General features: G+C 43.0%; 24 protein-coding genes. 11 read left to right on the top strand and 13 right to left on the bottom strand.

Annotation, left to right across the window (positions count from 1 at the left end; all coding sequences use genetic code 11):
• Positions 1-5: 5 nt before the first annotated feature.
• The 9 genes from DEF30_RS07610 to DEF30_RS07570 form a co-directional block, all read right to left on the bottom strand.
• Entirely contained in the window at positions 6-1,838 is a 1,833-nt protein-coding gene (locus DEF30_RS07610; RefSeq protein ID WP_294097844.1) for a FapA family protein, read from the bottom strand.
• 73 nt (positions 1,839-1,911) lie between these two features.
• Entirely contained in the window at positions 1,912-2,304 is a 393-nt protein-coding gene (locus DEF30_RS07605; protein WP_074912184.1) for a hemerythrin family protein, read from the bottom strand.
• 86 nt (positions 2,305-2,390) lie between these two features.
• Positions 2,391-4,373: a methyl-accepting chemotaxis protein gene (locus DEF30_RS07600; RefSeq protein ID WP_074912185.1), complete on the bottom strand. Its 1,983-nt coding sequence runs from the start codon at positions 4,371-4,373 to the stop codon at positions 2,391-2,393.
• 405 nt (positions 4,374-4,778) lie between these two features.
• Positions 4,779-5,969 carry an MFS transporter gene (locus tag DEF30_RS07595; RefSeq protein WP_294097840.1) on the bottom strand — a complete coding sequence of 397 codons (1,191 nt, stop codon included), beginning with the start codon at positions 5,967-5,969 and terminating at the stop codon, positions 4,779-4,781.
• A gap of 120 nt (positions 5,970-6,089) precedes the next feature.
• Positions 6,090-6,797 carry a GntR family transcriptional regulator gene (locus DEF30_RS07590; RefSeq protein ID WP_294097838.1) on the bottom strand — a complete coding sequence of 236 codons (708 nt, stop codon included), beginning with the start codon at positions 6,795-6,797 and terminating at the stop codon, positions 6,090-6,092.
• Positions 6,798-6,824: 27 nt separating this feature from the next.
• Positions 6,825-7,661 carry a 5-dehydro-4-deoxy-D-glucuronate isomerase gene (gene kduI / locus DEF30_RS07585; RefSeq protein ID WP_294097836.1) on the bottom strand — a complete coding sequence of 279 codons (837 nt, stop codon included), beginning with the start codon at positions 7,659-7,661 and terminating at the stop codon, positions 6,825-6,827.
• A 54-nt stretch (positions 7,662-7,715) separates the two neighbouring features.
• Positions 7,716-8,471: a 2-dehydro-3-deoxy-D-gluconate 5-dehydrogenase KduD gene (gene kduD, locus DEF30_RS07580; RefSeq protein ID WP_294097835.1), complete on the bottom strand. Its 756-nt coding sequence runs from the start codon at positions 8,469-8,471 to the stop codon at positions 7,716-7,718.
• Between the two features lie 220 nt (positions 8,472-8,691).
• Positions 8,692-9,051 carry a hypothetical protein gene (locus DEF30_RS07575; RefSeq protein WP_294097833.1) on the bottom strand — a complete coding sequence of 120 codons (360 nt, stop codon included), beginning with the start codon at positions 9,049-9,051 and terminating at the stop codon, positions 8,692-8,694.
• Positions 9,052-9,120: 69 nt separating this feature from the next.
• Positions 9,121-9,252 (bottom strand): hypothetical protein, encoded by a 132-nt coding sequence (locus DEF30_RS07570; RefSeq protein ID WP_294097831.1) that lies wholly within the window; start codon positions 9,250-9,252, stop codon positions 9,121-9,123.
• A gap of 350 nt (positions 9,253-9,602) precedes the next feature.
• Between DEF30_RS07570 and DEF30_RS07565 the strand changes: the two genes are divergently transcribed.
• Positions 9,603-10,556 (top strand): helix-turn-helix transcriptional regulator, encoded by a 954-nt coding sequence (locus DEF30_RS07565; protein ID WP_294097829.1) that lies wholly within the window; start codon positions 9,603-9,605, stop codon positions 10,554-10,556.
• Positions 10,557-10,663: 107 nt separating this feature from the next.
• Here the strand turns inward: DEF30_RS07565 and DEF30_RS07560 are convergent, their stop codons facing one another.
• Positions 10,664-12,475, bottom strand: a complete 1,812-nt coding sequence (locus DEF30_RS07560) for an LTA synthase family protein (protein ID WP_294097825.1) — start codon at positions 12,473-12,475, stop codon at positions 10,664-10,666.
• 540 nt (positions 12,476-13,015) lie between these two features.
• Between DEF30_RS07560 and DEF30_RS07555 the strand changes: the two genes are divergently transcribed.
• The 6 genes from DEF30_RS07555 (at position 13,016) to DEF30_RS07530 (ending at position 17,790) form a co-directional block, all read left to right on the top strand.
• The gene (locus tag DEF30_RS07555) at positions 13,016-13,531 is read left to right on the top strand and encodes a sigma-70 family RNA polymerase sigma factor (protein ID WP_294097823.1); all 516 of its coding nucleotides are present in this window, start codon (positions 13,016-13,018) and stop codon (positions 13,529-13,531) included.
• Entirely contained in the window at positions 13,518-14,918 is a 1,401-nt protein-coding gene (locus tag DEF30_RS07550) for a hypothetical protein (protein WP_294097821.1), read from the top strand. The genes DEF30_RS07555 and DEF30_RS07550 overlap by 14 nt, the downstream gene beginning before the upstream one ends.
• Positions 14,919-15,161, top strand: a complete 243-nt coding sequence (locus DEF30_RS07545) for a hypothetical protein (protein ID WP_294097819.1) — start codon at positions 14,919-14,921, stop codon at positions 15,159-15,161. It begins immediately after the preceding gene.
• Positions 15,162-15,199: 38 nt separating this feature from the next.
• Complete coding sequence (locus DEF30_RS07540; protein ID WP_294097818.1) at positions 15,200-15,751, top strand: hypothetical protein; 552 nt, start codon at positions 15,200-15,202, stop codon at positions 15,749-15,751.
• A 187-nt stretch (positions 15,752-15,938) separates the two neighbouring features.
• Positions 15,939-16,454 carry an RNA polymerase sigma factor gene (locus DEF30_RS07535; protein ID WP_294097814.1) on the top strand — a complete coding sequence of 172 codons (516 nt, stop codon included), beginning with the start codon at positions 15,939-15,941 and terminating at the stop codon, positions 16,452-16,454.
• On the top strand, positions 16,441-17,790 hold the full coding sequence (locus tag DEF30_RS07530; RefSeq protein ID WP_294097812.1) for a DUF4179 domain-containing protein: 1,350 nt from the start codon (positions 16,441-16,443) through the stop codon (positions 17,788-17,790). Before DEF30_RS07535 ends, DEF30_RS07530 begins: the two co-directional genes overlap by 14 nt.
• A 96-nt stretch (positions 17,791-17,886) precedes the next feature.
• Here the strand turns inward: DEF30_RS07530 and DEF30_RS07525 are convergent, their stop codons facing one another.
• From DEF30_RS07525 to DEF30_RS07515, 3 genes are all read right to left on the bottom strand, one after another.
• On the bottom strand, positions 17,887-19,929 hold the full coding sequence (locus DEF30_RS07525) for a thioredoxin domain-containing protein (protein WP_294097808.1): 2,043 nt from the start codon (positions 19,927-19,929) through the stop codon (positions 17,887-17,889).
• 377 nt (positions 19,930-20,306) lie between these two features.
• On the bottom strand, positions 20,307-21,389 hold the full coding sequence (locus DEF30_RS07520; RefSeq protein WP_294097806.1) for a GGDEF domain-containing protein: 1,083 nt from the start codon (positions 21,387-21,389) through the stop codon (positions 20,307-20,309).
• A gap of 192 nt (positions 21,390-21,581) precedes the next feature.
• Entirely contained in the window at positions 21,582-22,316 is a 735-nt protein-coding gene (locus DEF30_RS07515) for an N-acetylmuramoyl-L-alanine amidase (protein WP_294097804.1), read from the bottom strand.
• Between the two features lie 141 nt (positions 22,317-22,457).
• Here DEF30_RS07515 and DEF30_RS07510 point away from each other — a divergent pair, with 141 nt between their 5' ends.
• The 4 genes from DEF30_RS07510 to DEF30_RS07495 all read left to right on the top strand — a co-directional run bounded on the left by DEF30_RS07510 (position 22,458) and on the right by DEF30_RS07495 (position 25,227).
• Positions 22,458-23,162: a transposase gene (locus DEF30_RS07510; protein WP_294097802.1), complete on the top strand. Its 705-nt coding sequence runs from the start codon at positions 22,458-22,460 to the stop codon at positions 23,160-23,162.
• A 92-nt stretch (positions 23,163-23,254) separates the two neighbouring features.
• Positions 23,255-24,241, top strand: coding sequence for an FAD-dependent oxidoreductase (locus DEF30_RS07505; RefSeq protein ID WP_294097800.1), 987 nt, complete (start codon positions 23,255-23,257; stop codon positions 24,239-24,241).
• 48 nt (positions 24,242-24,289) lie between these two features.
• A complete protein-coding gene (locus DEF30_RS07500) occupies positions 24,290-24,934 on the top strand; it encodes a thioredoxin family protein (protein ID WP_294097798.1) in 645 nt (214 codons plus the stop codon).
• Between the two features lie 89 nt (positions 24,935-25,023).
• Positions 25,024-25,227, top strand: a complete 204-nt coding sequence (locus tag DEF30_RS07495; RefSeq protein WP_294097796.1) for a DUF6132 family protein — start codon at positions 25,024-25,026, stop codon at positions 25,225-25,227.
• Positions 25,228-25,230 lie beyond the last annotated feature (3 nt).

The raw sequence follows: 25,230 nt of genomic DNA, 5'->3' as shown, positions 1-25,230 counted from the left end.
CCTAGTTACTTTAAAATCGCCGCATAGTCCTTCAGTTCATCTTTTCTCATCAGCGTCGTCCCCTTATAGAATCTGCCTGTAATATCTCCCTCTCGATCCAAAACCTTGAGAAACGTCTGAATTTCACTGGGCGTGCCAACGATCCCAGCCTTGATGAATCTTCCTGCAAGTAAAGTTCCGCCCTTGACCACACTGGCAAACTTTGTGAATCTGATTTCGTTCCCTGCCACAATACTGGACTGATAACTCCCATCTCCTGTAATCTCTACATCTCCACTGGATTTCAGTGTTGCATTCTGAGCGTAGTACAGCTTAATCAGTCTTGCATCGAGAAGTTCTTCTTTCATCATCTCCACCATAGAAAGAAGCCTTTCATAAACCGTATTGAGCTCGATGAATCCTTCTTTGTGAAGAAGTCTGATTTCCTTGAAGACATAGGCGAATTTTTTCTCAATCTCTTCCACCACCTGCAGCTGATGTGGTGTGAAAATCTCTTCTATCTGCTCGATCTCCTGGAAAAGAGCTTCAGTCTCTTCCTTACCTTTGCTGATACTGTCCATGATGTCCTGAACCGTTCTTCCTTCTGTCAGCTGCAGACCAGTGAACATGGCTTCGATGACAAGAATCACTTTCTCCACGATGGGCAGAAGTGTCTGGAACACTGCATTCTCATCCCCAGCTCTTAAAATCCCCCCAATGACCTTTCCCTGGACTTCTATGTTCTGCTCCGCATAAAGTTCAGAATGGTACACAGAGCCGATGATGGAAATATTCCCTGTGGCACGGATCACCATGTGGTCCTGAACATTCCCCTTCACCACCACATCTCCATCAAAATCAATGTCCTCTGTATCTTTATCAAGATCTCCCACTACAGTGAGCAGTGGCACCACCCCAATCTCGCCTTTCTTGAGATATGGTCTGCCATCTCTTTCAGCATAAACAGCATTTCCATCAAGGAACGCTCCTTCGGCTGCTTTCAGTTCCTCATCCTTTACCTTTTGAACTTTGATTTCTGCTCCTTTGACATCCACTCCTGGAATCCCTTCCACTGCCTCTCCATTTTTTTCGGCCAGTTTTGTCCCTTTCATCACCACAGGCTCTAAACCTCTCGTAATCTCTTTGACAAAGATCTCGCTGCAGTAGTCGATGTCCGTTCTCCTGCTTTCCACCGGGGCCTTCCCTCTGGCCACCAGGATTTTCCCGCTTTCCTTGCTTTCGCAGGCTTTCTTTACTGCATCCTCCAGAATAAACTCCGGCAGGACACCACAGTTCGCTAGTGCTGTAAACACTTCTTCCGGATGAATCGCTTCGGGTGGAAGTGGATCAAACTCTATCTGAAGGGCTCCTCTTGAGGTTTTCTCCAAATCTTTCAGTCTATATTTTTTCCCGCTCTTTCTTCGGATCTCCACATAGGCTTCCAACATAGATTCACTGAGCTCCACTTGAAAATGCACTTCTGGAGGCAGATGCTCAAAACTCACTTCAATGACATCCTGAGCGCTCAAGGTGCGGTTTCCTGTGACAGGCTCTCCATTGACATTGAAAATCAGCTGATCCTCATGAATAAACAGTGTGGCTTCCACTCCTTTTCCTTTGGGACCTGTCACCAGCACCTGGCCATTTCTCACTTCAACGGTTCCATTCACATCATCTGTTTTTTTGCGTTCTTCCTTCTCCTTTGGAAGGATCTCATATATGCCAGGGATCTTCTTCAATCCCATGATTCTCTTCTCAGGTTTGGAAATCTCTTTAACAGTAAGGCCATCCTTCGAAAGTTTCAGTTCCTCCACTGCTTTTTCAATCGCTTCCTCCCTTGATATGGCTTCAAATCTCATCTGTTTCCCCCCTCTTTCTCTTCTAAAGAAGACCTATCTCATCCTTTCCTTTTCTCTTATGGGTTTTACTGGTCTATTTCACTGCAAACTGCTGATCTTTCTCCAGAATGTGACGATCGATCCAGTTCACGATGAACTGCAGAATTCTCATCATATGCTCTTCCTGATTCTCATCAAGTTCTTCCAGGTCTATGGCCTCAATTTCTTGAAGAAATGCCGCATGTTCCATCTTGTGGGAGAAAAGTTTCTTGAAACCTGTCTCTTCCAGGTATTTTTCTTCGGTTTCAAAGTGAAACGCTGCATAATCCTTGAGCTCTTCCAGAATCTCCACCATGGCATCATATTTATCTGTGACAAACTCATTTTTGAGAAGGTCAAAGGCTTTTCCTGCAATGACAAAAAGCTCCTTATGCTGACTGTCTACCACATCAATCCCAACTTCATAGTCCTCTTTCCACGCAATCATATTTTAATCCCCTTTCTGTCTGTTTTATTGTATGAAAAACACCCAAAGAGAAGAAGTCAGTTCACTTCGCTTTGGGTGGATCCGTTCTACATCTGGAACTGGCTGATGATTCTTCTCAGTTCTTCAGAAAGCTTTGCCAGGTTCTCAGAAGCGCTGGCTATCTCCTGGATGGAAGCGGACTGCTCCTCCATGGAAGCGGAAGCTTCCTCAGTGGCCGCAGAGTTCTCCTCCGAAATCGCTGTAAGATTCTGTAGGGCATCCATGATGGCTTCTTTCATTTCCATCATGACTCTGCCGGACTCATTAAGATGCTCTGTATATTCCATGGAGAATTTGGTAGCAGATTCAATAGCTCCAAACATATCCATACTGGAGGATACAGACCCGGACTGCTCACTGGTGATGCTTACCACTCTTTCCATGGTTCTCACCGCATTCTCCGCATTTTTCTGAAGTTCTGAAACCGTCATGTCAATAGCCTTTGTGGATCGGGCAGATTGCTCCGCAAGTTTTCTGATCTCTTCAGCAACCACAGCAAACCCTCTGCCTGCATCTCCTGCTCTTGCTGCTTCAATGGCGGCATTGAGAGCCAGAAGATTTGTCTGGTCTGCGATGCTTGAGATCATGGAGCTGGCTTGTCCGATATTTGCTGCACTCTTATGGGTCAGATCGATGATGGATGCGATTTCTTTTACTGACTCCGTGCTTTCCTTGGTAATCCCTGATAGCTTCTCCATTTCATTCATACCAATATTTACAATCTCCGCCACCTGCTCATTGGATTCACTGAGCTGAATGAGGAACTTGTTGTTGACTTCAATACTTTCACCAAGAGACAGTGCTTTCTGAGAGCCATCTTCTGTATTGGCTGCCTGTTCCTGAGCTCCTCTTGCGATTTCCTCTACAGTTTTAGATACTTCTTCTGCAGTTACCGCAGACTGATCCGCGCTGGCCTGCAGCTGCTTGGAAGAAGCCGCCACATCCTGGGAAGAGTGGTCTACTTTACGTAACACATCCCGGAAACTGTCAATGATTTGCTGCAAGGCTCTACTGATATCCCCCATTTCATCCTTCGCTTTGAGAGACTTCTCAGACAGGTTTTCACGCAAATCAAGGGCAGCAAGCAGCTTTGCTTTCTCTACTACAGGTTTAATAGGTTTTACAATGTTGGAACCGATAAAATAGGTGCAGATTGCACCTATTAGCAGTGCAACGATTGCTACATAGAAAATATTATCACGGATTTCGTCTCTTCCTGAGAGCACATATTCTTCCGTAGCCGTAACAACAAGTGTCCAGGTTGTATTTTCTATTGGTGAAAATGCTGCGTATCTTTTGATACCATTAATCTCATAATGCTCTAAACCAGCTTTATTTTTCAAAATCTTTTCAAACAAAACCTTCGTAGACGCCAATGAAGGATCTGTCTCTCCATCCTTGATGGGATTAGATTGTTCTCTGACTTTATCCCTATCTCTATGTGCGATGACGGTGCCTTCTTCATTAATAATGTATGCATATCCATCTTTTCCGTATGTAATCTGGTCGCTCAGCTCACTGAGAGCTACGCCAGGGTATCTTCCAAGAAGCCCCCCGACCACTCGGCTGTTCTGATAGATTGGCACTGCATAAATAAGAACTGGCTCTCCAGTTGCTGGGCTCATGCCGAAATAAGAGACGACTTCTCCATCAAAGACCTTTAGCGCAGGATCATCCTTCTCCAGTTTGATTACTTTTTTATCTTTATAGTTCAGTGTGCCATCTGGCATAATTACACAAATGTCAGCAAACTCCATTTTCACAATCTGGCGGCTGATCAGCGTAAACATCTCAGATAGACCCATATTCTTCATTTCATCCATTTCTGCAAGAATTTGAAGCGCTAAACCTTGTGATTGCATTTCACTCACAACAAGATTGGATCCTTCAATAGCTTGATAAGATAAGTTCAGTTCAGCTTGTCTATTGAGAACACGAGTTGCTGACATGATGGAAACCAGCCCTAAACTGATGGCTAAAATTGCCACCAAAGCCGTAAAACTAATGATCAGTTTTCCTCTAATTTTCATACTATCCCTCTTTACAGTTAATAATTTGCCAGTTCTTCTTGAACTCTGAATGTAAAAAATCTCACTTCAGATCTACTGTCTTTTGTTTTCTAAAAACCCCCGATTCTTAGAAAACAAAAGATCTGCTCTCTCCTTCCCTCCTGTCATATCTTGCTTCATCTGGATGTAAAAACACTCATACACTCAACATATCGGAGACTTCTTATGAATGTTAATATCTAAACAGCATAAAACAGTGCAAAATGTGAACTTCTTTTTCGTGAGAAGCATATAGGATAGAGATGCACAGTAAAATTATCGAGAAAAGTTAAGCAGATTGAAAAATTCCATAAAAAAGAACCAGATGATGCATATCTTATGCTTCATTCTGGTTCTTCCATTTCTATTGCAATGAACTTATAAATATTATGCTGCTTTTGCTCTTTTTTTCCCTTCCGTTAGAGAGAACATCACCAGGACCATCATGAGAATCAGCACCACCACAATGGCACTCATCCCCGCAAAAATACCAAAGGCATCCGAAAGCGCTCCAGTAAGGATTGGCATCACAATGGCCCCAATGCCTCCCAGCACCAGGAGAACCCCCATGGCCATGGGATATTCTTTAATGGTTTTGCCCACCTTCGAAACCGTAGTGGGATAGATGCCCGCCATGGAAAGTCCAATGCCAAAGATGGCTATGGTAATCACCGTGACATTTCTGGTGGCAAGAAGGAGAAAATAAAACAGCACTGTGCTTGTGGTGGTCACAAGAAGGATGGTTTCCTTCCTGATCCGGTCACCGAAATAACTGACAGTGATTCTTCCGATGAGAACTGCCAGCCACAGCATGGATGCAAGAAACTGGGCATAGCCGATGGTCATGATTTTCGAATCCACAAAGTACTTCACAATCCATCCGTTGATGGTGGCTTCTCCAGCAAGATAGAAAAACAGGATCCCTGCATGGACCCAAAATACTCGGGACTTCAGAAAATCATACCCTCCTCCTTTTCCCTTCACCTGGACTTTTTCCTGCATCTCCATTCTGGAGAAAAAGAAGAGAGACAGGCTTGTAAGAAGAATAATGATGACGGCACTCATTCTCCAGCCGTCCTTGCCCAGAATCCTTGTGGAAACCATGGCAAGGATTGGCGCAAGAATCGCTCCCACAGCAAATACGCTGTGAAGAAAGCTCAGCGCAGCCGGACTGCTGTTGGACACCTCATTGACCATGGTGTTGTTGAAGTTGCTGACACTTCCACGGCTGATTCCTGTGAAAAGAAAAGCCAAAAGAAGCAGCAGCGGACTTCCTGTGAAAATCATCAGGGTGAACCCTAAGGTCACAAAGGAAGATAAAAACACAATGGATCTTTTTCGGCCAAGATACAAGGGCAGCACACCTGCAACAAAGCCTGAGATGAGATTGCCCACTGAATGAGCTGAAATGAGAGATCCACTTAGTGTATCTGAAAGATTGTACTCTAAACTGATCATGGGCAAAAGCGACCCCATGATCATGGCAAAGATGCCATTGACAAAAAACACATAAAACACCGCATTCAATACAGAGCGGTCTTTCTTATCCAGTCTCGTATAAAAATTCTGTTTTTCCATGAACTCTATTATCCCCGTTCTTTCTTTTCTTTCTATCCGAGAGATTTCTCTCTCTGTGACAAAGGCAGACCTTCGTCTGAAAGGTCCACCTTCGGCATCATCTCATTTAATATTTTGATACTATGCATTGTCTTCTATGAAGTACTCTTTGTACTCTCCATGAATTTTATCTCCCAGCCGGTTGATTCCGCCATAAAGATGCTTTGCTATCTTTTTCTCTACCAGTTCTTCTTTTCCCTCTTCTATAATCTGAACAAGTTCCACATGTTCCTCGTAGATGGTTTGAAAATCCTTTACTACCACGATATCCAGCATACGGAACCTTTTATAGTGTACGAGCATTCTCTCAATTTCTTCCCAGACAAACTCTTTTCCCGTGAAGCGGAACCAGATGGCATGAAACTCTGCATCCATGGCATAGAACTCTTCCGGTGTGAACTCCTCTGAAAGAAGATCCTCCTGGTCTCTCAGACTTCTTTTCAGCTCTTTGAGAAACCTTTCATTCTTCTTGTTCAAAGCTTCTTTCATCACTTTTTCCTCAATGGCGCAGCGCATGAAAATAATCTGCTCGATTTTCTTAAAATCAAGAAGAGATACAAAACTTGCTTTGTAGGGTATGGAGTGGATGAGTCCATCATCTCTCAGTCTTTGAAGCACATGCCTGCTGGGCGTTCTAGAAATCCCGTATTTTTCGCAGATTCCCTGCTCCGTCACTGGTGTGCCAGGCTTCATATGGAGGTTCAGGATGTCTTTTTTCATTTCCTCGTAGACATCGTCCCCCATGGTATTCAGTTTGAACATACTGTTTTTGTCTTTCATATAACTCATCCCTTCTGAAAAGGGAAGCAAATTCCCTTATCTTAGATCCGCCATGGCCACATGGTCCATATCGGTAAACTCAATATTTTCTCCACACATGCCCCAGATGAAGGTGTACTTTCCAGTGGCCACACCACTGTGGATGGACCAGCTGGGAGAAATCACAGCCTGCTCATTTTTCATGATGATGTGTCTCGTTTCCTGTGGTTCACCCATCATATGGAACACTCTGTCTTCTTCCTTCAGGTTAAAGTAGAAGTACACTTCCATTCTTCTTTCATGGGTGTGACATGGCATAGTGTTCCATACACTGCCCGCTTCAAAACTGGTCATACCCATGACCAGCTGACAGCTTTCACAGACATCTGGATGTACGTACTGATTGATGGTTCTCTTATTGAGGTTCTCATCGCTGCCAAGATGCACTTTCTTCGCATCCGCCAGGGTAATGAGTCTTGTGCTGTAAGCATGATGGGCTGGAGCGCTGTTGAAATAAAACTTTGCAGGATTATTTCTATCCAGACTTTCAAAGACCACTTCTTCCGTACCCATGCCAATGTAGAGTCCATCACTATTCTCCATGGTGAAGACTTTTCCGTCAAGAAGAACCTTTCCAGGCCCCCCTACATTGATAACTCCAGCTTCTCTTCTTTCGAAGAAAAACTTCGTCCCCAGCTCCTTAGTGCTTCCAAGCTCCACTTTATTCTCCACAGGCAAAATACCCCCGGCGATGATGCGGTCATTATGAGAATACACAAAATTTGCCTCGTCTTTTACAAACACTTCTTCGATGAGGTAATGGCTTCTCAGCTCCTCTGTGGTGTACAGCATGGAGTCCATTGGATGTGTTGCGTATCTTGTTTCAAGTTTCATAATCTTGTTCCTCCAAAATCTTTATTTTCATTCTGATTTCTTATCGTTTTCTTTCTATCTGGCCAGCCAGCCGCCGTCCACTGCCATGGTAAATCCATTCATGTAGGAGGAAGCTTCTGAAGCCAGGAAGATGCATGGACCTGCCATATCTTCAGGTGTTCCCCAACGGCCTTGTGGGATTCTTCCCAGAATCTCTTCGTTTCTCTTCTCATCTTTCCTGAGGGCGTCGGTGTTGTCTGTTGCCATGTAACCCGGTGCTATGGCGTTGACATGGATGCCATATTTTGCCCACTCATTGGCCATGGCCATGGTCAGTCCCTTGATACCAGATTTACTGGAAGTGTAGGACGGCACACGGATTCCTCCCTGGAAAGAAAGCATAGAGGCAATATTGATGATCTTACCACCTGTCCCTTGTTTTATGAACTCTTTTGCACAGGCTTGGGAAAGGAAGAATACAGTCTTCAGGTTGATGTTCATCACATCATCCCAATCTTTCTCTGTGAAACTGATGGCATCTTCTCTTCGGATAATACCTGCATTGTTCACCAGAATATCCACCTTACCAAACTCTTCCACTGCTCTGAGGAGAATGTCCGGAATCGGCTCTGTCTTTGTAAGATCAGCCTGGATCCCTAAAAACTTTCTGCCTTCCATCTTTACGAGTTCCTCTGTTTCCGTTAAGGAAGTAGAACCAACGCCTACAATATCTGCTCCAGCCTTAGCCAGGGCCACTGCAATTCCTTGCCCAAGACCTGTTCGTGCTCCAGTCACAATGGCAACTTTTCCTTCTAAAGAAAATAAATTCATGATAAACCCCCTCAAATTGTATTCATGGTATACAATGTATACAATCAGTATAACCGAAATCATGGAGCAGGTCAAATCCCTCACTGCAGAATTTTCAAAATCGTCACAATGAAAGCTCACCATGCATGATCCCACAAAAAAAGAAAATCACTGGCAGAGACCTGCTTGCCAGTGACTTTCCTATGGGCAACAATCAAAAGAAGAGAGGATCTTCTATGACTTAGATGACGAGGGAATTTTCATAAGGGGTGTGGCTGCGTTCCAGAAATTCCATAAAATTCTCTTCTCTGATGGTGGTCCTGGACACATAAAATAAATGCTCATACTGTCTCATCAGACGTTGGGATGAACTCTCCCTGCGCCTTACAATCATCATTTCACGACTGGATAGAATTACTTCCTCAAGAATCATTTCACCTTCCAGAAAATAGCATAGAAGCAAAGATCCCTTTCTATAAAGTGCTTGATTCAGTTCCTGATTCATGAGAATTCGTTCTAGATACACACCATCCAAAAAATACGACTCCTTTCTGACATTGATACACGTACGCACCCAGTTTTTTGCTGCAGCTTCTTCCATAAGTCAGCAGCTTCTTACACTAAAGTTCCTGCTGCCTCATAGGTTGAAAGCTCAAGAACTGAGCCATACCTACTTTCTTGCCTCAACTCGCATAATGTTGAACATTCTAGGAATGTCATTTTCGCCAGCGTAAGTATTCACCGAAAAGAGCAGCGATGCCAGCATTACTCCCATGAGGATTTTAGCGATTGTCTTTTTCATTCCGTAACACTCCTTTAATTGGTATTCTTTGTTACCTACACTATAGGAGAAAAACGGAAGGGAAAAACACGCACTTCTTCTGGATTTCAAGGGTTTTGGCAGTGTTTTCCAAGAATAAAGACCCCTCATGTTTAATGCTTATTAAACATAGTCTGATACCGTTCTTATTGTGTTCTTTAAGTAAGCAATTCCGAAATTTGACTGCAAATTAAATTGAACAGCACTGTTCAATTTTTTCCCAGGACTCAGAAAAGAATTTCTGAAAAAACACAGAAATTCACTCTACAAGATATACAAAGACAATGCACATCATTAAAATAAAAGTAGTGATACGGATTTGGAGGTGCATTATGTTTATCAGCTACAACCTGGAAGCTTTTGGTGAAAAACTGAAAGAACTCCGGAGAGATTTGGGATACAGTCAGCGGGAACTGGAAAAACAAAGCGGCATCAGTTCTGATACCTTGCGTAGAATTGAAAAAGGGGAGGTCATCCCAAGGTATGAAACCCTAGAACTTCTCTCCAGTCTTTACAAAGAAGATCTTCTCGAACTTTTGAAAGAAAGCCGTTCTCATAAAATGCTCACGGAATACTATGATGCGCTGGATGATATCATCACCACCTATAATGATGAAAAAATGAGGGCTTTGGAGAAAGAAATACGTGACAGCTTTAAAGAGAATAAAGATCTTGTTTTCATCAATCCCAATGAAGTCATCCAGCTTCTGCTTCTCATTAGAGGCGCAGCGCTTTATCATTCCCGCTTCGAGAGCGATAAGACCGATGCCAAGAACATTCTTCTAGATGCTCTGCGTCTTACGCAACCTTCCTTCAATATTACACAGTTTATGACCTACAAATACAGCTTTATTGAGCTGCGTATACTTCTTCTATATGCCATTTTACTGGCGGAAGAGAAAGAACTATCTCTCAGCACCAAAATTCTTTATTTCATCCTGGAGAGACTGAAAAAAGGTGCACCAACGCCCTATCAGATGTTTCTGCTTGTGAAAATCTACACCAACATCTGCTACAACTATCACCTGGAGGATGCCCATAAAAAAGTGCTTCTTGTGGCAGATGAAGCGCTGGCTTTTTGCCTGGAAAAGGAAACCACCCATGGACTCAATTCGCTCTATTACAGAAAAGGCATTGCCGAGTACCATCTGAAAAACAAAAACTATATGTCTTCTCTCTTCCGTTCCTTCTTTATTCTAAAGCTCACTGGAAAAGAGGATCTTCTGGCTATCTATCAGAAAGTGACCAAAGAGCAGTATGGCATTGAGATTCCCATGGAGTATTAATATATGACTGAAAAAGAGCGTATGCTGCGGCACCAAAAAGTCTGCCGGCATACGCTCTCTTTATTACATTGTCTTCCATCAGGTCAAGGTCCGTAAGGACGTTGCGGTTAATGGGATTTGTTTTTCTCTTCTTCCACCATTTGTGTGTTCGGGGTAATGTCCACATCTTTTTCAGCTGCTCTGAAGTAATCTCCCGTGATGATAAGGTTCGATACATATGGAGCATTGAAAAGATGGTCGTAATCTTTCGGATCACCAAGGACTTCTCCAGTGGCCATGACCACAGATCCCTCTCCCTCTCTGAAGAGGTTGCTGCCCATCACTTTATCGGTGTACAGATCTTCATCGACACCCAGAAGATACAGAATGGTTGGCAGCATGTCCACTTGTCCACCTAATGTATCGATTTCCATTTCTTCCATACCAGGAATATGGATAAAGAATGGCAGCTTCTTCTCATTGTCAGGTAAGTTGGAGTCATGATATTTGTGCACGCCTTCATGGTCTCCAAAAACGATGAGGGCTGTATTCTCCAATTCTCCCTTTGCTTCCAGCTCTTTGTAGAACTCACCCAGGTAGTGGTCGGTATAGTGGATGCTTTCTAGGTATCCTGCGTCATGGTTGTCCCATGGGATACCTAGATATCTATGTTCTTCCTCTATGGTAAAAGGAGTATGGGAGGTTACTGTCATAACATAGGAGTAGTATGGCTTAGTCGATCTCTCTATTTCCTTTACAGACTGTTTAAAGAGAGACTCATCCAAAATACCAAGTCCACTGTATCGTTTGTCTTCAAAAAGCTCCTCGTCCACATACCGCTCAATGCCGATATTCGGATAAACAATATCTCTGTTCCAGAAGGCCGCCATATCACCATGAATGGCTGATGTTTCATATCCTTCATTCTTTAAAAGCTTGGGAAGACCGAAATACTCATTTTCTCCATAGCTCATAAATGCGCTGCCCTTCTGGGTAGGATACAGACCTGTGTTGAACATCAGCTCCGCATCGGAACTGACACCTTCCTGAATCTGTTCTCTCACATTGGTGAAATTGATGCTGTTTTTTATCAGTTTATTAAGGTTTGGTGTAATCTCCTGACCCTGCCAGGTGTAATCCAGCGCAAAGCTCTCCAGGGATTCAAAATGAACTACAATGAGATTCTTTCCAGCAAGAAGACCTTTCAGATCCTTATACTCATCCGCTACATTGAAGTGGGATGCATTTTCCTCATACCAGTCTTCAATGGAAGCAATTTCCTCTTCGTTGAGCTTTTTCACACTGTCTCTGATAAAAGTAGCCAAGTTGACCATATGGTTTCCCACCGGAGATAGCAGAAGCGCATGATTTTCGTAGTTTTCAATTCCAGCTGTCTTTCTAACGGTCATGAACTGTGTCACCATGAGCATAAAGCTCAAGGCGAAGGCAGTGCCAAAGAGTCCCCATCTCTTCATCCGGAGTTCTCTGTTTTTCTGACGAACAGACTTTCCAATGACCTTTTTTGATTTCAGCAGCATATAGAGCACAAAGGGCAGATCCACAAAAACCAGGAAATTCAGGTTCATGAAGTACTCACTGGTGCTTGCTGCAAACTCGGGGCTGATGTTCTTCAGATATAGCACATAAAAACTGAACAGCCTGTTCAGTCCATCAAAATAAGTCATATCTGCGTAGAATAGAATGGAATACCCTACATTAACAAAGAAGAAGTACCATAATTTTTTCCTGCCCTCGAAGAGGAAAGAAAAAGACACAATCACTAAAATCGGTGCAATACTAAGAAGACTCATCATGAATACCCTTGCACTGGCATCATAAAGGGTCACCAGCAGAAACAGCGACTTTCCATATAGAATCGCTCCAAGAAGAAGCGGCAGTGTCCATTTGTTCTGTGTAAGTTTTTTAATCATATTGTCCATACTTTTCACCCCACGTAAGTCATTCCTTACATTCTCAACTTTACTATACCAAAATACATCTGCCTGTGGTCGTTTTCAAAGGCAGTTTAAGAATAGATTCAAGGTTCTTTAAGTATTCAGAAACAATGTTCATGGAATTAGTAAAATATCCAGAAAAACCTTGATCCTGAATGAATATCATCGCTAGAAACCTTTGTTCTATTGCTCAATTAGAATATTTCAATGTTTTACATTTCTTTTCAGCGATTACTAATTATACAACTTCAACATGGAAATACAATTCATTTTTTCTGAATTTTTCTTGATGTTTTGAACACAACTGCATATATTTGTTATTTTGATACATAATAGTACATAATATCCGAATACATCCATCGACAAATAGAGCTCCGATGTTTGTTACTTACATCTTACATCTATACACTTTTCATCTTTTCTTTATGATCTCTGTGAAAAGATTTATGATGATTCAAGAAAATATTCTGATTCGAAATAAAAAACATACAGTTACGACTCTAATAGACAAAGGGGGATGATCATTTGGGGATTTTCCAGAATAAGAACAGAAAAAAAGACCTCTTCCTCGCATTGGTAACCAGTGAAAAAACTCAACTGTACAGAATCGCCTTTGCATATCTCAGACATGAGGATGATGCTCTGGACGCTTTGGATGAAGCCATTTTCCTTGGGCTTATACATCTTAGAAAGCTGAAAAAAGAAGAGTATATGAAAACTTGGCTCATAAGAATCCTCATCAATGAATGCAAAAGAATTCTGAGAGATCGGAAGAGACTTGTGGTCAGCGAAGGGATTCCTGATACTGCATCTCCCTATCAAGAGTCAGACATAGCACTGCAGATGAGTGTGGAAGCTTTACCAGAGGAGCTGAAAGAAATCATTCTTCTACGCTACTACGGAGACTTAACCGTGAAAGATACAGCTGAACTCTTATCCATCCCCCAAGGCACCGTGGCTACCAGGACCAAAAAAGCACTATCACTCCTTAAAGAAGATCTCACAAAAGAGGAAGGAGGAAAACTTCATGAGAACTGTTGAGCATATGCTGAAAAGTTCCGCAGAGCACAGCATTGAAATTCCACTATCTCTAAGCCAGATTGAAGAAAAAACACTAGAAAGATACAAGACTTATCTTAGAATCAAAAGAGCAAAGAGTTTCTCCTTATCCTTCATAGGGATACTGCTCTTTCTCTGCTACAGTGCCAACAGCACACTTTCTTTTGCTCAAAACCTGAAGTCCGTCCCTTTATTATCAGAGCTTCTGGAAGTATTCAGATTTGAAGATGAAAGTAAGGATGCTGTGCAGGAAATTGGTATGATTCTCTCCAATGAAAAATCCGAGGTGCATCTTCAGTATGTTCTTTCCGACACGAAACGCCTCATTCTATATTTTCAGTTTCCGGAAGGAATCACTCTCAATGATCAAGACCTGATTGAACTAAAAGTACTGCAGGCTTATGACGCTGATACCAACGAAAACATCAGTGAGTTTTTCCATCCTTCCAGTTATCAGTTTGCGGGCAGTTTTGAGGAAGACAACAGATATCTATGGCTGAATGGTGCTCTTCCTCCAAATTCTGAAGAAACGTTACCCGAAAATCTTGGTATGAGGATTCACATTGAAGTACAGAGAAGGACATTTGATCAGAAAATGGAAATTACAGAGGTCCTTGATCTGGGTGAGTTTCACTTTGAAATCCCGCTGACAAAGACCAGAAGTGTAAATAAACTGCCTGTGAAAGAGTCTTTCTCCCTTTTTGATGTCCCTATGGAACTGGAGTCCATTGAAAACAGCCTCTTGGGCCAGTCCCTTCTCTGGAAACAGAAGGACCTGTCTCAATATAGAATCAAGCAGCTCTTAGGCAAAGTTGAAGATGCAGATACTGGGGTTCTTCTTTCAGAATCTTTGATGACTGGTTTTTATAACGAGAAGACCGGGCAATTTACTACCGGCTATGGCAATGTGGACAAAGAAGGAACAAAAAGGCTCAAAATTACTGTTCTTGGTGCAAACCTCATGCCAAGAGCGTCCGAGAACATCACCATAGATTTGGAAAACCAGACCCTCGTAAATGAAGTGAAAGAAGTCGAACTGTTACGGGTCAACCGAAGAGAAAACCGCACAGAGCTTCTCTTCAAGTTCACACCAAAGATCAAACCCAATGGAGTTTCCTTCGGCGTGTTCTGGAACGAATATATCGATGAATCAGGTGATCTGCATAGGTTTGACCGTACGTCTTATAGTGGCAACGCTGATTTATTTTTCATCGAGGGGCTTATCGCAGATAAAAAACTCTCCGGCCAAATCACCATCAAACAATTGGGGCTGCAAGGGTACGAAACCTATCTTGAAAAACCACTTGTTTTCTATGTGGATCTACCCGAGAAACCATCGCTTCCTGAAATGAGAAAGGAGAATCCCTAAATGAGCTTTAATCATGACTTCAACCGGAACCTCAACGACAGAGCGAAAGCTCAAGCAGAAATTCAAGACTTCAGCCGAAGAGAAAAAAATCGGATGGATCTTCCTGATGAATCCAAAAGAGACCATGAAGACTTCTCCTATGCTGCTCAAAAAAGAAAAAGAAGGACAGATAAACTCATAGGGATTGCAGCCATCCTCTTCGTACTTTATTTTGTGTACTGGTTTCTCATAAATGCTTTATAATGGAGATACCATGGAATCACTGTAAAGGAGGCCTTATTATGAAGAGAATACAGATACTGACCTTACTGCTTTTTCTTATGCTTCTGATCTCAGGATGCAAGAAAGAAGATACCCCCTACACAAGAAATATTGTGCTGGAAGGAAGCCATTCTCTTCCTGTTTATGAAAGCAGCTTTACGTATAATTCAGAGCCTCCGGAAGAGTTGAGAGCAAAGCTTTTTGCCATTTTCAACAAGGAGAATGCCACCTTTAACTTTGATAAGGACTATATCATTGTTGACCATAACGGAAAAGATCTTACAGAAGAACTGACAATGGATGAGCCTGAGAACTTTTCTGAAATGCAGGCACTGGTCATGAAGATCAAAGAAAATGCCTATCAGATTGTAGATAGAAATAATTACCGAGTAACAACCTTGGAAAAAGAAATGAAAGCTCTTTACCAGGGAAAGAGAAGACTTTTCCCTGGAAACAGCCTTCGGAAGATACTGGAGGACAATAAACAGGCCTACCGGGATGAGGATTATGGGGCCATCAATGTCTACCTCATTCAGAATAAAATCACGGTCTATATGCCCCTGGAGCCCTAGACTACAATGAAATTATGATGCTGCTTTCCTTTTGGCAGCATCTTTTGTTATTTTATAACACGTTTTGTGATTTTTCTTGATCTTCGGTATAGTAAAATTAGATTGAAATAGTTTGAAGATCACTATTTTTTATTTTTTCTCATGGAAAACCAGTGCTAAACACTCTAATGGGTAAAGGAGGCGAAGTATGGGTATATTTACAAAAAAGAAACTGGATCCGGATACCTATGTAAAACTCACAGAAGAATACCGGGAAGTCCTCTATCGTATGGCCTACGGATACCTTGGCAGTGAGTCCATGGCCTTGGATGCAGTGGATGAAGCCATCTATCTAGGGTATAAAAACAGAGAATCCATCATTGAACCGGACTTCACAAAAACTTACCTTACCCGGATTCTCATCCATGAATGTCTGAGGATCTTAAAAAAAGACAAGAAGGTCTACTATACCGATACCCTTCCGGAACGGGGTATGGAAGACAATGTCATCTCACTGCCTACAAAGGCTGCCATCTCTTCCCTTCAGGAAGTGCAGCAGCAAGTCATCATTCTTCGTTATTTTGCAGGTTTTACCATCAAAGAAACCGGTGAGATCCTGAGCCTCCCAGAAGGCACCGTGTCCTCTCACACACGAAAAGCTCTGGAACTTCTTAGAATTGAACTTTCCGATGAGAAAGGAGATTTATCCTATGAGAAAAAATAAAGAACAGCTGGAAAAAGCCATAGCCTCATCCAAAGAGTATCCGGATGCACTCTATCAAAGCACAAACCGTTTGGATAAAAGACTAAAAAAAGAGAGAAGACAAAAGCGAATTCTTTTCACCACATTGCCCAGCTTCACTGCAGCCATGCTGTTTGTTATTTTGGTCAATAACAACATCGCTTTTGCCAGGTCTCTAAAAGATATTCCAATCCTCAATAAACTCACCGAATATGTCATGTACAACGCTTCGCTGAAAAGCGCAGTGGAAAATGATCACATCCAGTATGTGAACCTGAAAGACACCGACGAGGACCTGACTTTATCCCTTCCCTATGTCATTTCGGACGAGAGAAATCTCATTCTATTCTTTGACGTGCCATCAGATTTTTTAAAGAATGACCATGAAGATGTGATGATTACCAGAGAAAAAATCACCGATCGGGACACTGGAAACGTCATTGACAAAGGATACCTCTCATATTCCAGGTCCCTTGGATATCTTGGGGAATCTGAGGAAAGCAGTCATCTGAGTCAGCTGAATATTGATTTTGCAGAAGTGGCCATGCCAAGAAACCTGACAGTGGAAGTGACTCTGACAAAATCCTCTCATGAGGGCAGCAGCAGCAAAACACTGGCTGAGTATCATTTTTCTTACGATCTGTCTCTGGAACCTCCTAAGGATCCCAAGATTTATGAACTGAATCAATCTGTATGGATTGAAGATCAGGAGATCCTTCTGGAAGAGCTTACCCAATACCCCACCATGTCTCTTTTCACTTACAGCATCAAAAACAGCAACACCATGGATATCTCAATGTCGATGGATTTCTACAATGATGGTGTACTGACTCCACTTAATACCACAGGCTATCTGACACAGCATGAGGACAGTCCAGATGGAAAAACAACCATCACCATGCGGATTCAGGACAATTACTTTAAAGTGCCAGAAGAGAGACTTTTAAAGATCCATTCCTATACCATGGTGCCAAAAGACAGGGCACCACTGAAAGTGAATCTGGAAGAGAAGACATTGGAAGAAAACTCATATGGAATTTTACTGAAAGACATTACCATAGAAGACAGGACAACCACCATTTCTTTCCATACCTCTGAAAACTATCACTCCCTGCCATTCAGATCAGCAAGGGATGAAAAAGACAGTATTAAGCAAGCACTCTATACCAGTTATACGGAGGATCTGAACATCAAGACATACAGCTACTCTTTCCAGGACGTGATTGGGGATGCTCTGTATTTTGACGTGGCAGATGGTCCCTTAAAAACACTTCGTGAACCTATACTGGTTCCAATCCCCATGAAAGAAAACCGCTGAATAATAAAATGAAAGGCTCTGTTTTCCCATTTGTAGCGGGAGAAAACAGAGCCTTCTATATCGCCTTGGTATTGATTCTGCTATAGGAAAAGAGGATTAGAACTTCATGAGCGATTCTAGAAGCTCCTCCACCGTCTCCACGGGAAGACTGCAGCTGTGATCCTTGCAAAAGAACACGGATGCAGTTCCATTTTCTGTTTCTCGAATAAAGGAGAAGATCTTTTCTGATTCCTCTTTCTCCCGAGGATCATGAACCGCCAACGTGATGCCAGTGAGCTCTCTCTTCTGAAGGATTCTCAGCATCTCCTGAAAAACCGGGTCCTCTCTCTTCCCGGAGAGGACAATCTCCCTGGGTCCATGTATCCATACATCATAGGAGGGAAGTATTCCTGAAAACCCTTTGGGGTTTTCTGTGATTTCACCAGAAAGCTCCATAAATATTTTCTCCATCACTTGAAGATAACGCTCTTCTCCAGTGAAGCTGTATAGCCTTGCCATGGTACGGACTGCCTCCGAATTTCCTGACGGTGTAGCGGAGTCAAAAATCTCTTCTGCTGGGATACTCAGGGTTTCATGATATTTACCGCTCAGCTGAAACACCTTTCCATTGAAAAACCTATCAATAATCTGATCTCCCAGATCTTTTCCCACGGAAAGATACCGGTTCTCCAGAGTATTCTCATAAAGCGCCAGAAGACCATGAAGAACGTGGACATAGCCATCAAGAAATGCTTCTGTCTCCCCTAAGCCTTCCCGATATACACCGTGAAGGATTCCTTTCTCATCGGTCATTTTCTCTTCGATGAAACCAAAAAGATCTCTAGCAGCATTTGTATAGCGCTTCTCCTCCAAAAGCCTTCCTGCCATAGACAATGTCTCCAGTACCATTCCATTCCAGGACGAGAGGATCTTATCATCCATTGCAGGATGCACCCGTTTTTCTCTGTACATCAAGACCTTCTTTCTGGACTCCATGATGGTCTCTGGCTCCTCCTCCAGAAGATCACCCAGTGGTTTCTCATAGAGGTTTAAGATATTCTTTCCTTCGAACATGCCTTTCTCCTCCACACCATAGAACCTTGCAAACTCCTTTCCTTTTTCTTCTCCAAGGAGAGACAGCAGTTCCTCCTTTTCAAACAGATAGAACTTGCCTTCTTCTCCTTCACTGTCCGCATCCATGGAGGAGTAAAAGCCTCCTTCTCTATCTTTCATATGCTCCAGAAGAAAATCCAGTGTTCTAACAGAAACCTTCTTATACAGCTCTCTTCCTGTAATCACATAAGCAGAAAGATATACCCTCGAAAGAAGAGCATTGTCATAGAGCATCTTTTCAAAATGCGGGATGAGCCATCTTGCATCCACTGCATACCGGTAAAACCCGCCGCCCACATGATCAAAAAGTCCGCCCTTATACATACTGATGAGACTTCTTTCCAGCATCTCCAGAGCCTTCTCCTCACCTGTTGTTTTGTAGAACCACAGCAGATAATAAAGGTGATGGGTCAGCGGGAACTTTGGAGCTTGAAAAAATCCACCCTGATGCTCATCATAAATAGAAACCAGAGAGGCAAAGGCCTTCTTCTGGATTTCATCATCCAGATCTCCTTCTTTCCTCTCTTTCTGCACTGAAAGCACTGCTTCCACAGCAAAGTCTGCGGAAGAAAGCACTCTTTCTTTTTCTTGCAGCCACAGGGCTGAAATCCTCGCAAGGACTTCCAGAAGACCCATATGCTGACCTTTGGTTTCTTTCGGCAGATAGGTGGCTGCAAAGAAGGGCTTTCTCTCCGGTGTCAGAATAAGTGTCATGGGCCAGCCCCCATCCCCCGTCATGGCCTGGCAGAAACTCATATGGACGTGATCCACATCCGGCCGTTCTTCCTTATCTACCTTCACAGAGACAAAATAGCGGTTCAGCACCTCAGCCACTTCCAGATCTTCAAAGGACTCCCTTTCCATCACATGACACCAGTGACAGGAAGCATATCCTATGGAAAGAAAAATCGGTTTGTCTTCTTTCCTTGCTTTCTCAAAAGCTTCTTCTCCCCAGGGATACCAGTCCACGGGATTCATCGCATGATGTCTGAGATAGGGCGATTTCTCCAAAGCCAGTCTATTCATTTTTTGATCTATATGAGCCATCTGATAACTCTCCTTTATTGATTCAAGTACAATCTGGAACTGTTTCTTTACATCATACTCAAAAAATATTACTGTTTTGTGAAGTTCGAGTTCTGTTCCGAGATCGAAAAATATTTTGTTAATAAAATAACGTTTTCATCCAGTGTATTTTATGTTCTGATCTCAATGGAATACAATGATACAGAATAACCCTCAGTATTTCAGGTTTTTTTCTTGGTTAGCTCTTTACATTTGTATAAAATAATGTTAAAGTATTAACAAATAGGTCGCCAACAAACCTATTTTCATATGTATCTCCCTAACGCATACATGAAAAAAAACTCTTCCCTACACCAGAAGAGTTTTTTTTATGCGTTTTTTTAGTTATTCTACTGAATCTAAGCTTTTTTTGTCTCTTTACAGCGTTTTTTGTCCTTGTACATTTCCATATCCGCAACATCCAGCAGTTTTCTTAGACTGCTGTTCTGATATTCCTTGGAATAAGCATACCCCATGGCATAACTGACACTAATGGCATAATTTGTTGGATTATTCTTCAGTGCAATCTGTTCGGCTTTTAAAGCCTCTGCGAAAGCATTGATTTCTTCCTCCGTTGTATTGCGTAGAATCCCCATAAACTCATCACCAGCAATTCTTCCCACAAACATCCCCTTTGGCGCAGCACGCCGAAGGATGGTTGCAAAGCTTGAAATGAGAAGATCTCCATAACTGTGTCCTAACGTGTCATTCACTTCTTTAAGATTGTTGAGATCAAACATAAAACAGCAGACCGCTTCTTTTTCACCAAGGATCTCCCCTTTGGAAAGCTCATGTTCGCAGCTTCTCCTGTTTGGCAGCCCGGTATTCAGGTCTATATACGCAATGATATTGAGCTTCTTATTCAGTTTGATTTCTCCAATGATCTGCAGACAAAGGACTGCTAATATTATGCTGAGCATGAGGATTAGAAGAATTTCGTAGGTCAAAAGTCTGGAGGCAAGGTTTTCTGAATAGCTTTCGGCTGCATCAACAGCTTGATCCGCATGGGTGAAGAACAGCTCGCTTTTTTCATATAGAAGAGGCTCCGTCATCGGATTCTCCCGGTATATGAGGATGTTTCTTTTCAATGCCTCCCATCCTGTTACTAAGACTTCCAGTTTTTTCCGATAATATTCATTCGTGATGGGCGTAATATTATAAGTGCTTTCTCCATGGGTCAGCCCCCCCATAATCTCATCCAGACGAGCGATATCGGCATCACCCCGAATGCCTGTGAACTCTTTCTTGATAAGTCTCTGGCTTGCCCCTCGAACCAGTCCGGTATAATTGATGACTCTGCCTGTTCCCTGAATTTTATGAATGGTGATCATCATCATGCTGAAAAGGAACATGGTAAGTATCAGTGACACTCCCATGAATACCAGGAGCTTTACTCTCTTTTGTCTTGCTTTCAGCCGCTCAATATTTGTTATATCTTCCATTATTCTCTCCGATTTCTATTCATTATATTTACTTTATGCTATTTTTAGGGTTCTTATCACCTTTGAAAAAGCATCACACTTCTGCTCTTAGTACACCCTATCCAATTATCGAAGTACTTTCATGAAAAGTTAAGCCTTTTTGGTGTTTCTTTAGAAAGTCCTCGCTATTGTCTTGAAATCGCACAGAAATTCTTATCTGTTGCTGATGAATCCTTCAAAACCTAAACTCCAAAGCCTTGCCTTTAGCTCCTCCGCATTCTCAATCTTTCGGAAAGCCCCCACCTGAACTCTGTAGAGTGCGCTCTCATCTGCAGCTTTGCTTACAGGATCTTTGATAGGATCATGACTCGTCTTTTTCCCCACCTGAAGAAATTTCGCCAAAGCTCTTCCGTAGCTTCTCGCTATGACTTCTTTGTTTCCAGTCATCCACTTGGCAATGTCCATATGATCATGAAAGTTCGTCTCCATGAGTACCGGCGTGATCCCATACTCATAGGGGGTTCTAATTTCACCAAACCCTTTCCCCTGAAAAGCTCTCATACCATCCACAAGAGGCTCAGACCGGTTGCTTCCATAGGGGCAGATGCCATTGAGCTCCTCCACCAATATTCTCCCCAGTGCTTTAGAGTCTTTTGAAGCTGGATGAAAAAGCGCGACGGCCCCTTTTGCTTTCCCAGATCCCCCCGCATTGGAATGGATGGCCAGATAAATACTGCAGCCCTTGTCTCTAGCCTCCTTGGGTCTTCCATTTCTGCCAATGTCCAGCGAAAGATCTGAAAGCACCGTCTCAATGCCATACTCCTCTTCTAAGACTCTCTTCAATAATTTCGACACCTCCACCATTTCCTTTTCCTCGTTGGTGTTTCCCGTGGCGTAAATGTTATGGGGCTGCTTGCTGGGTGAAAGATATACTTTCGGATGTCTCATATGCATTCCTCCTCACCTAATAAATCCACTACTACACTTCTATCTATGCCCAATATCATAAAAAAGCAAAAAAATAAGGGGACGGTACTTGAATTTTATTTTTTACTGTGATAGGATAGTACCAGAAGGCAGGTGAATGAAGTGGCGAGAAAAGCACGAATCAAGGACCCTTACGGCACATTCCACATCACCCAGTCCGGCGGTGGTCAAAAACTGCTTTTTGAAAAAGAGGAAGACAGGACAGAATTTCTGGAGATTCTGAAGAAAGCTCAGACGCAGTTCCAGTTCAAGCTTTATGCCTACTGTCTCTTGTCAGACAACCAGTACCACCTTGTCATGGATCTGAATGGTGCGGATATGTCCAAAGTGATGAAAAGCATCAACATCGGCTATGCCATGTATAAAGACCAGAAGGAACCGCTTTTCAAAGACCGTTATAAAAGTGAGCTGCTAAAAGATCCGGAAGATGCGGAGGATGTGGTGAAACGTCTCCACAAAAATGGCATCACAGGATCCCTATGGAACAGCTACTGCACCTATGACAAAGAAGCACCCTTAAAACTCGACTGGATCTCTCCCATAGAAAAACGAGCGGATCAAAAAGAGGGGGCTCCTTGCAGAAACTGTATGGAAACCCTGGAGGAAGCAGAAGAGAAGCTCAAGGAAGTCTCTTTGGAAAGAGGACTATCCCTGGAAGAACTTCTGAAAGAAAAAGAGATCCGAAATGATCTCATATTAAGATTCCGTAAAAACTCCACCCTGTCCCTGAAGGAACTGGGCGCACTGTTTGGGGGTCTTTCAGAATCCAGTATCTGTAAAATTCTAAGCGCTGCATGCGAAAAGTAAAGACAGGCATGATATCATGCCTATTTTATACCATTATCATTCAAGTTCTGTCCCCTTATGGCGACAGGAAGTAACCACTAGGAGGCAAGCACATGTCATTTTCTTTTCAGATTGACCTGAAAAAAGGCACCGTCTCAAAAGACACCAAAAAACTGAATCCAGATATCCTCTATGACCTTCTCGTCATCGGCGGAGGTCCTGCGGGTCTCAACGCAGCTCTCTACGCCAAGAGAAAAGGCCTGGAGGTCGGTATCATCACCAAGCGGAAAGGAGGGCTCCTTCTAGATACCTCAGTGGTAGATAACTACCTGGGCATCAAAGAAATGAGCGGGGAATCCATTGCCGATGAGTTCCTTCGCCATGTGGAGGCTCTGGAAGTGCCCATCAAAGATGACAGCGAAGTGGTGGGATATACAAAAGACGGAGAAGAACATCTCCTGACGTTATACTCCGGAGAGATGTTTAAAGCAAAAACCATCCTCGTTGCCACAGGATCCAATCCAAGGCATCTGGGTGTTCCCGGAGAAGACACCTTCGCAGGGAAAGGCGTTGCCTACTGCGCCATCTGTGACGCACCCCTTTTCAAAAACAAAGAGGTCTTCATCGCAGGCGGCGGAAACTCTGCTGTTGAAGCGGCGCTGGATCTGGCAAAGGTTGCCACATCCGTGACCTTAGTACACAGAAGTCAGTTGAGAGCCGATGCGATCTTAATAGAGAAACTGAAGGAAGATCCGAAAATCAAAGTACATCTGGAGACCCAGATTGAAGAGATTTTTGGGGAAACAGCCATGAAGGGCATCCAAGTCCTTCATAAGGATACCGGTAAAAAAGAAGAGCTTTACGCAGACGGCCTTTTCATTGAAATCGGTCATCTGCCCAATACAGGCATCTTTAAAAGTCTCCTGGAACTAAACGACCGAGGTGAAATCCTGGTGGATGAGAAAAACAGAACCAGTCTTCCCGGAGTCTTTGCTGCAGGAGATGTCACCACCGTCCCCTACAAACAGATTGTCATTGCCGCCAGTGATGGGGCCAAAGCCGCTCTTGGTGTCAATGAATACCTGAACAGCCACGGATGAAAATACGAAAGCAACCAAATAAGTAAGATATAATGGAGGAAAATACTAATGAAAATGTTCAATGAAGAAATCCAGGACCAGCTGAGAGAAATTTTTGGAGACCTTAAAGGAGATGTGACCATCGCTCTCTTCACCAAAGAAGGAGAATGCGCCACCTGTGAAGAGACCCTATCCTATATGCAGGAAGTGGAAGAGCTCAGCGATAAAATCCATCTGGAGCGATACGATCTGGACAAAGACACAGAACTTGCAGAGAAATATGGTGTAGAAATGGTCCCATCCATCGTCCTATTAGACAGCAACAAGAACTACAGAGGCATCAAGTTCAACGGAATCCCAGCAGGACACGAAATCAACTCCTTTATTCCAGCACTCCTGGAAGTCTCTGGAAATGAAAGTGAGCTACCAAAAGAACTGGAAGAGAGAATCATGAAGATTGACAAGCCCATCAACATCAAAGTCTTCATCACCCTCTCCTGCCCACATTGCCCAGGTGCAGTGCAGAAGGCTCATAAGATGGCTCTTATGAATCCCATGATTCAGGCAGAAATGATCGAAGCAGAAACCTTTGGTGAACTGTCCATGAAGCACAATGTGTCCGGTGTACCGAAGATCGTCATCAATGACCAGTATGATCTTCTCGGAAACCAGCCTATTCAGGAATTCCTGAACACCATGGAGAAAGTATCTTAGTTTGATTGTTGTAACCCACATTCCCCTATAGAGAATGAAAGGATGACAGTACCGCCATCCTTTTCTTCTTTCTAAAAAAGGAGAACCTTATGGAAAAGAAACAGATGACCCCAAAGGATCGGAGGAAAAAAAGAGCCATGAAAATTGCCTTAGGTATTGTTCTAGGAGGCCTTGCAGGCTATCTTTACTACTACTTCATCGGATGTGACGGAACCTGTCCCATCTCCTCAAATCCCATCCGTTCCATACTTTATGGATCCGTGGTGGGTACCCTCCTAGGATCCGCATTTTAGCAG

The organism is Proteiniclasticum sp. (genome assembly GCF_003514505.1).
Taxonomy (GTDB): Bacteria; Bacillota; Clostridia; order Clostridiales; family Clostridiaceae; genus Proteiniclasticum.
The sequence above is the reverse complement of the archived record's forward strand: the minus strand, read 5'-3'. Positions and strand labels throughout refer to the sequence as shown.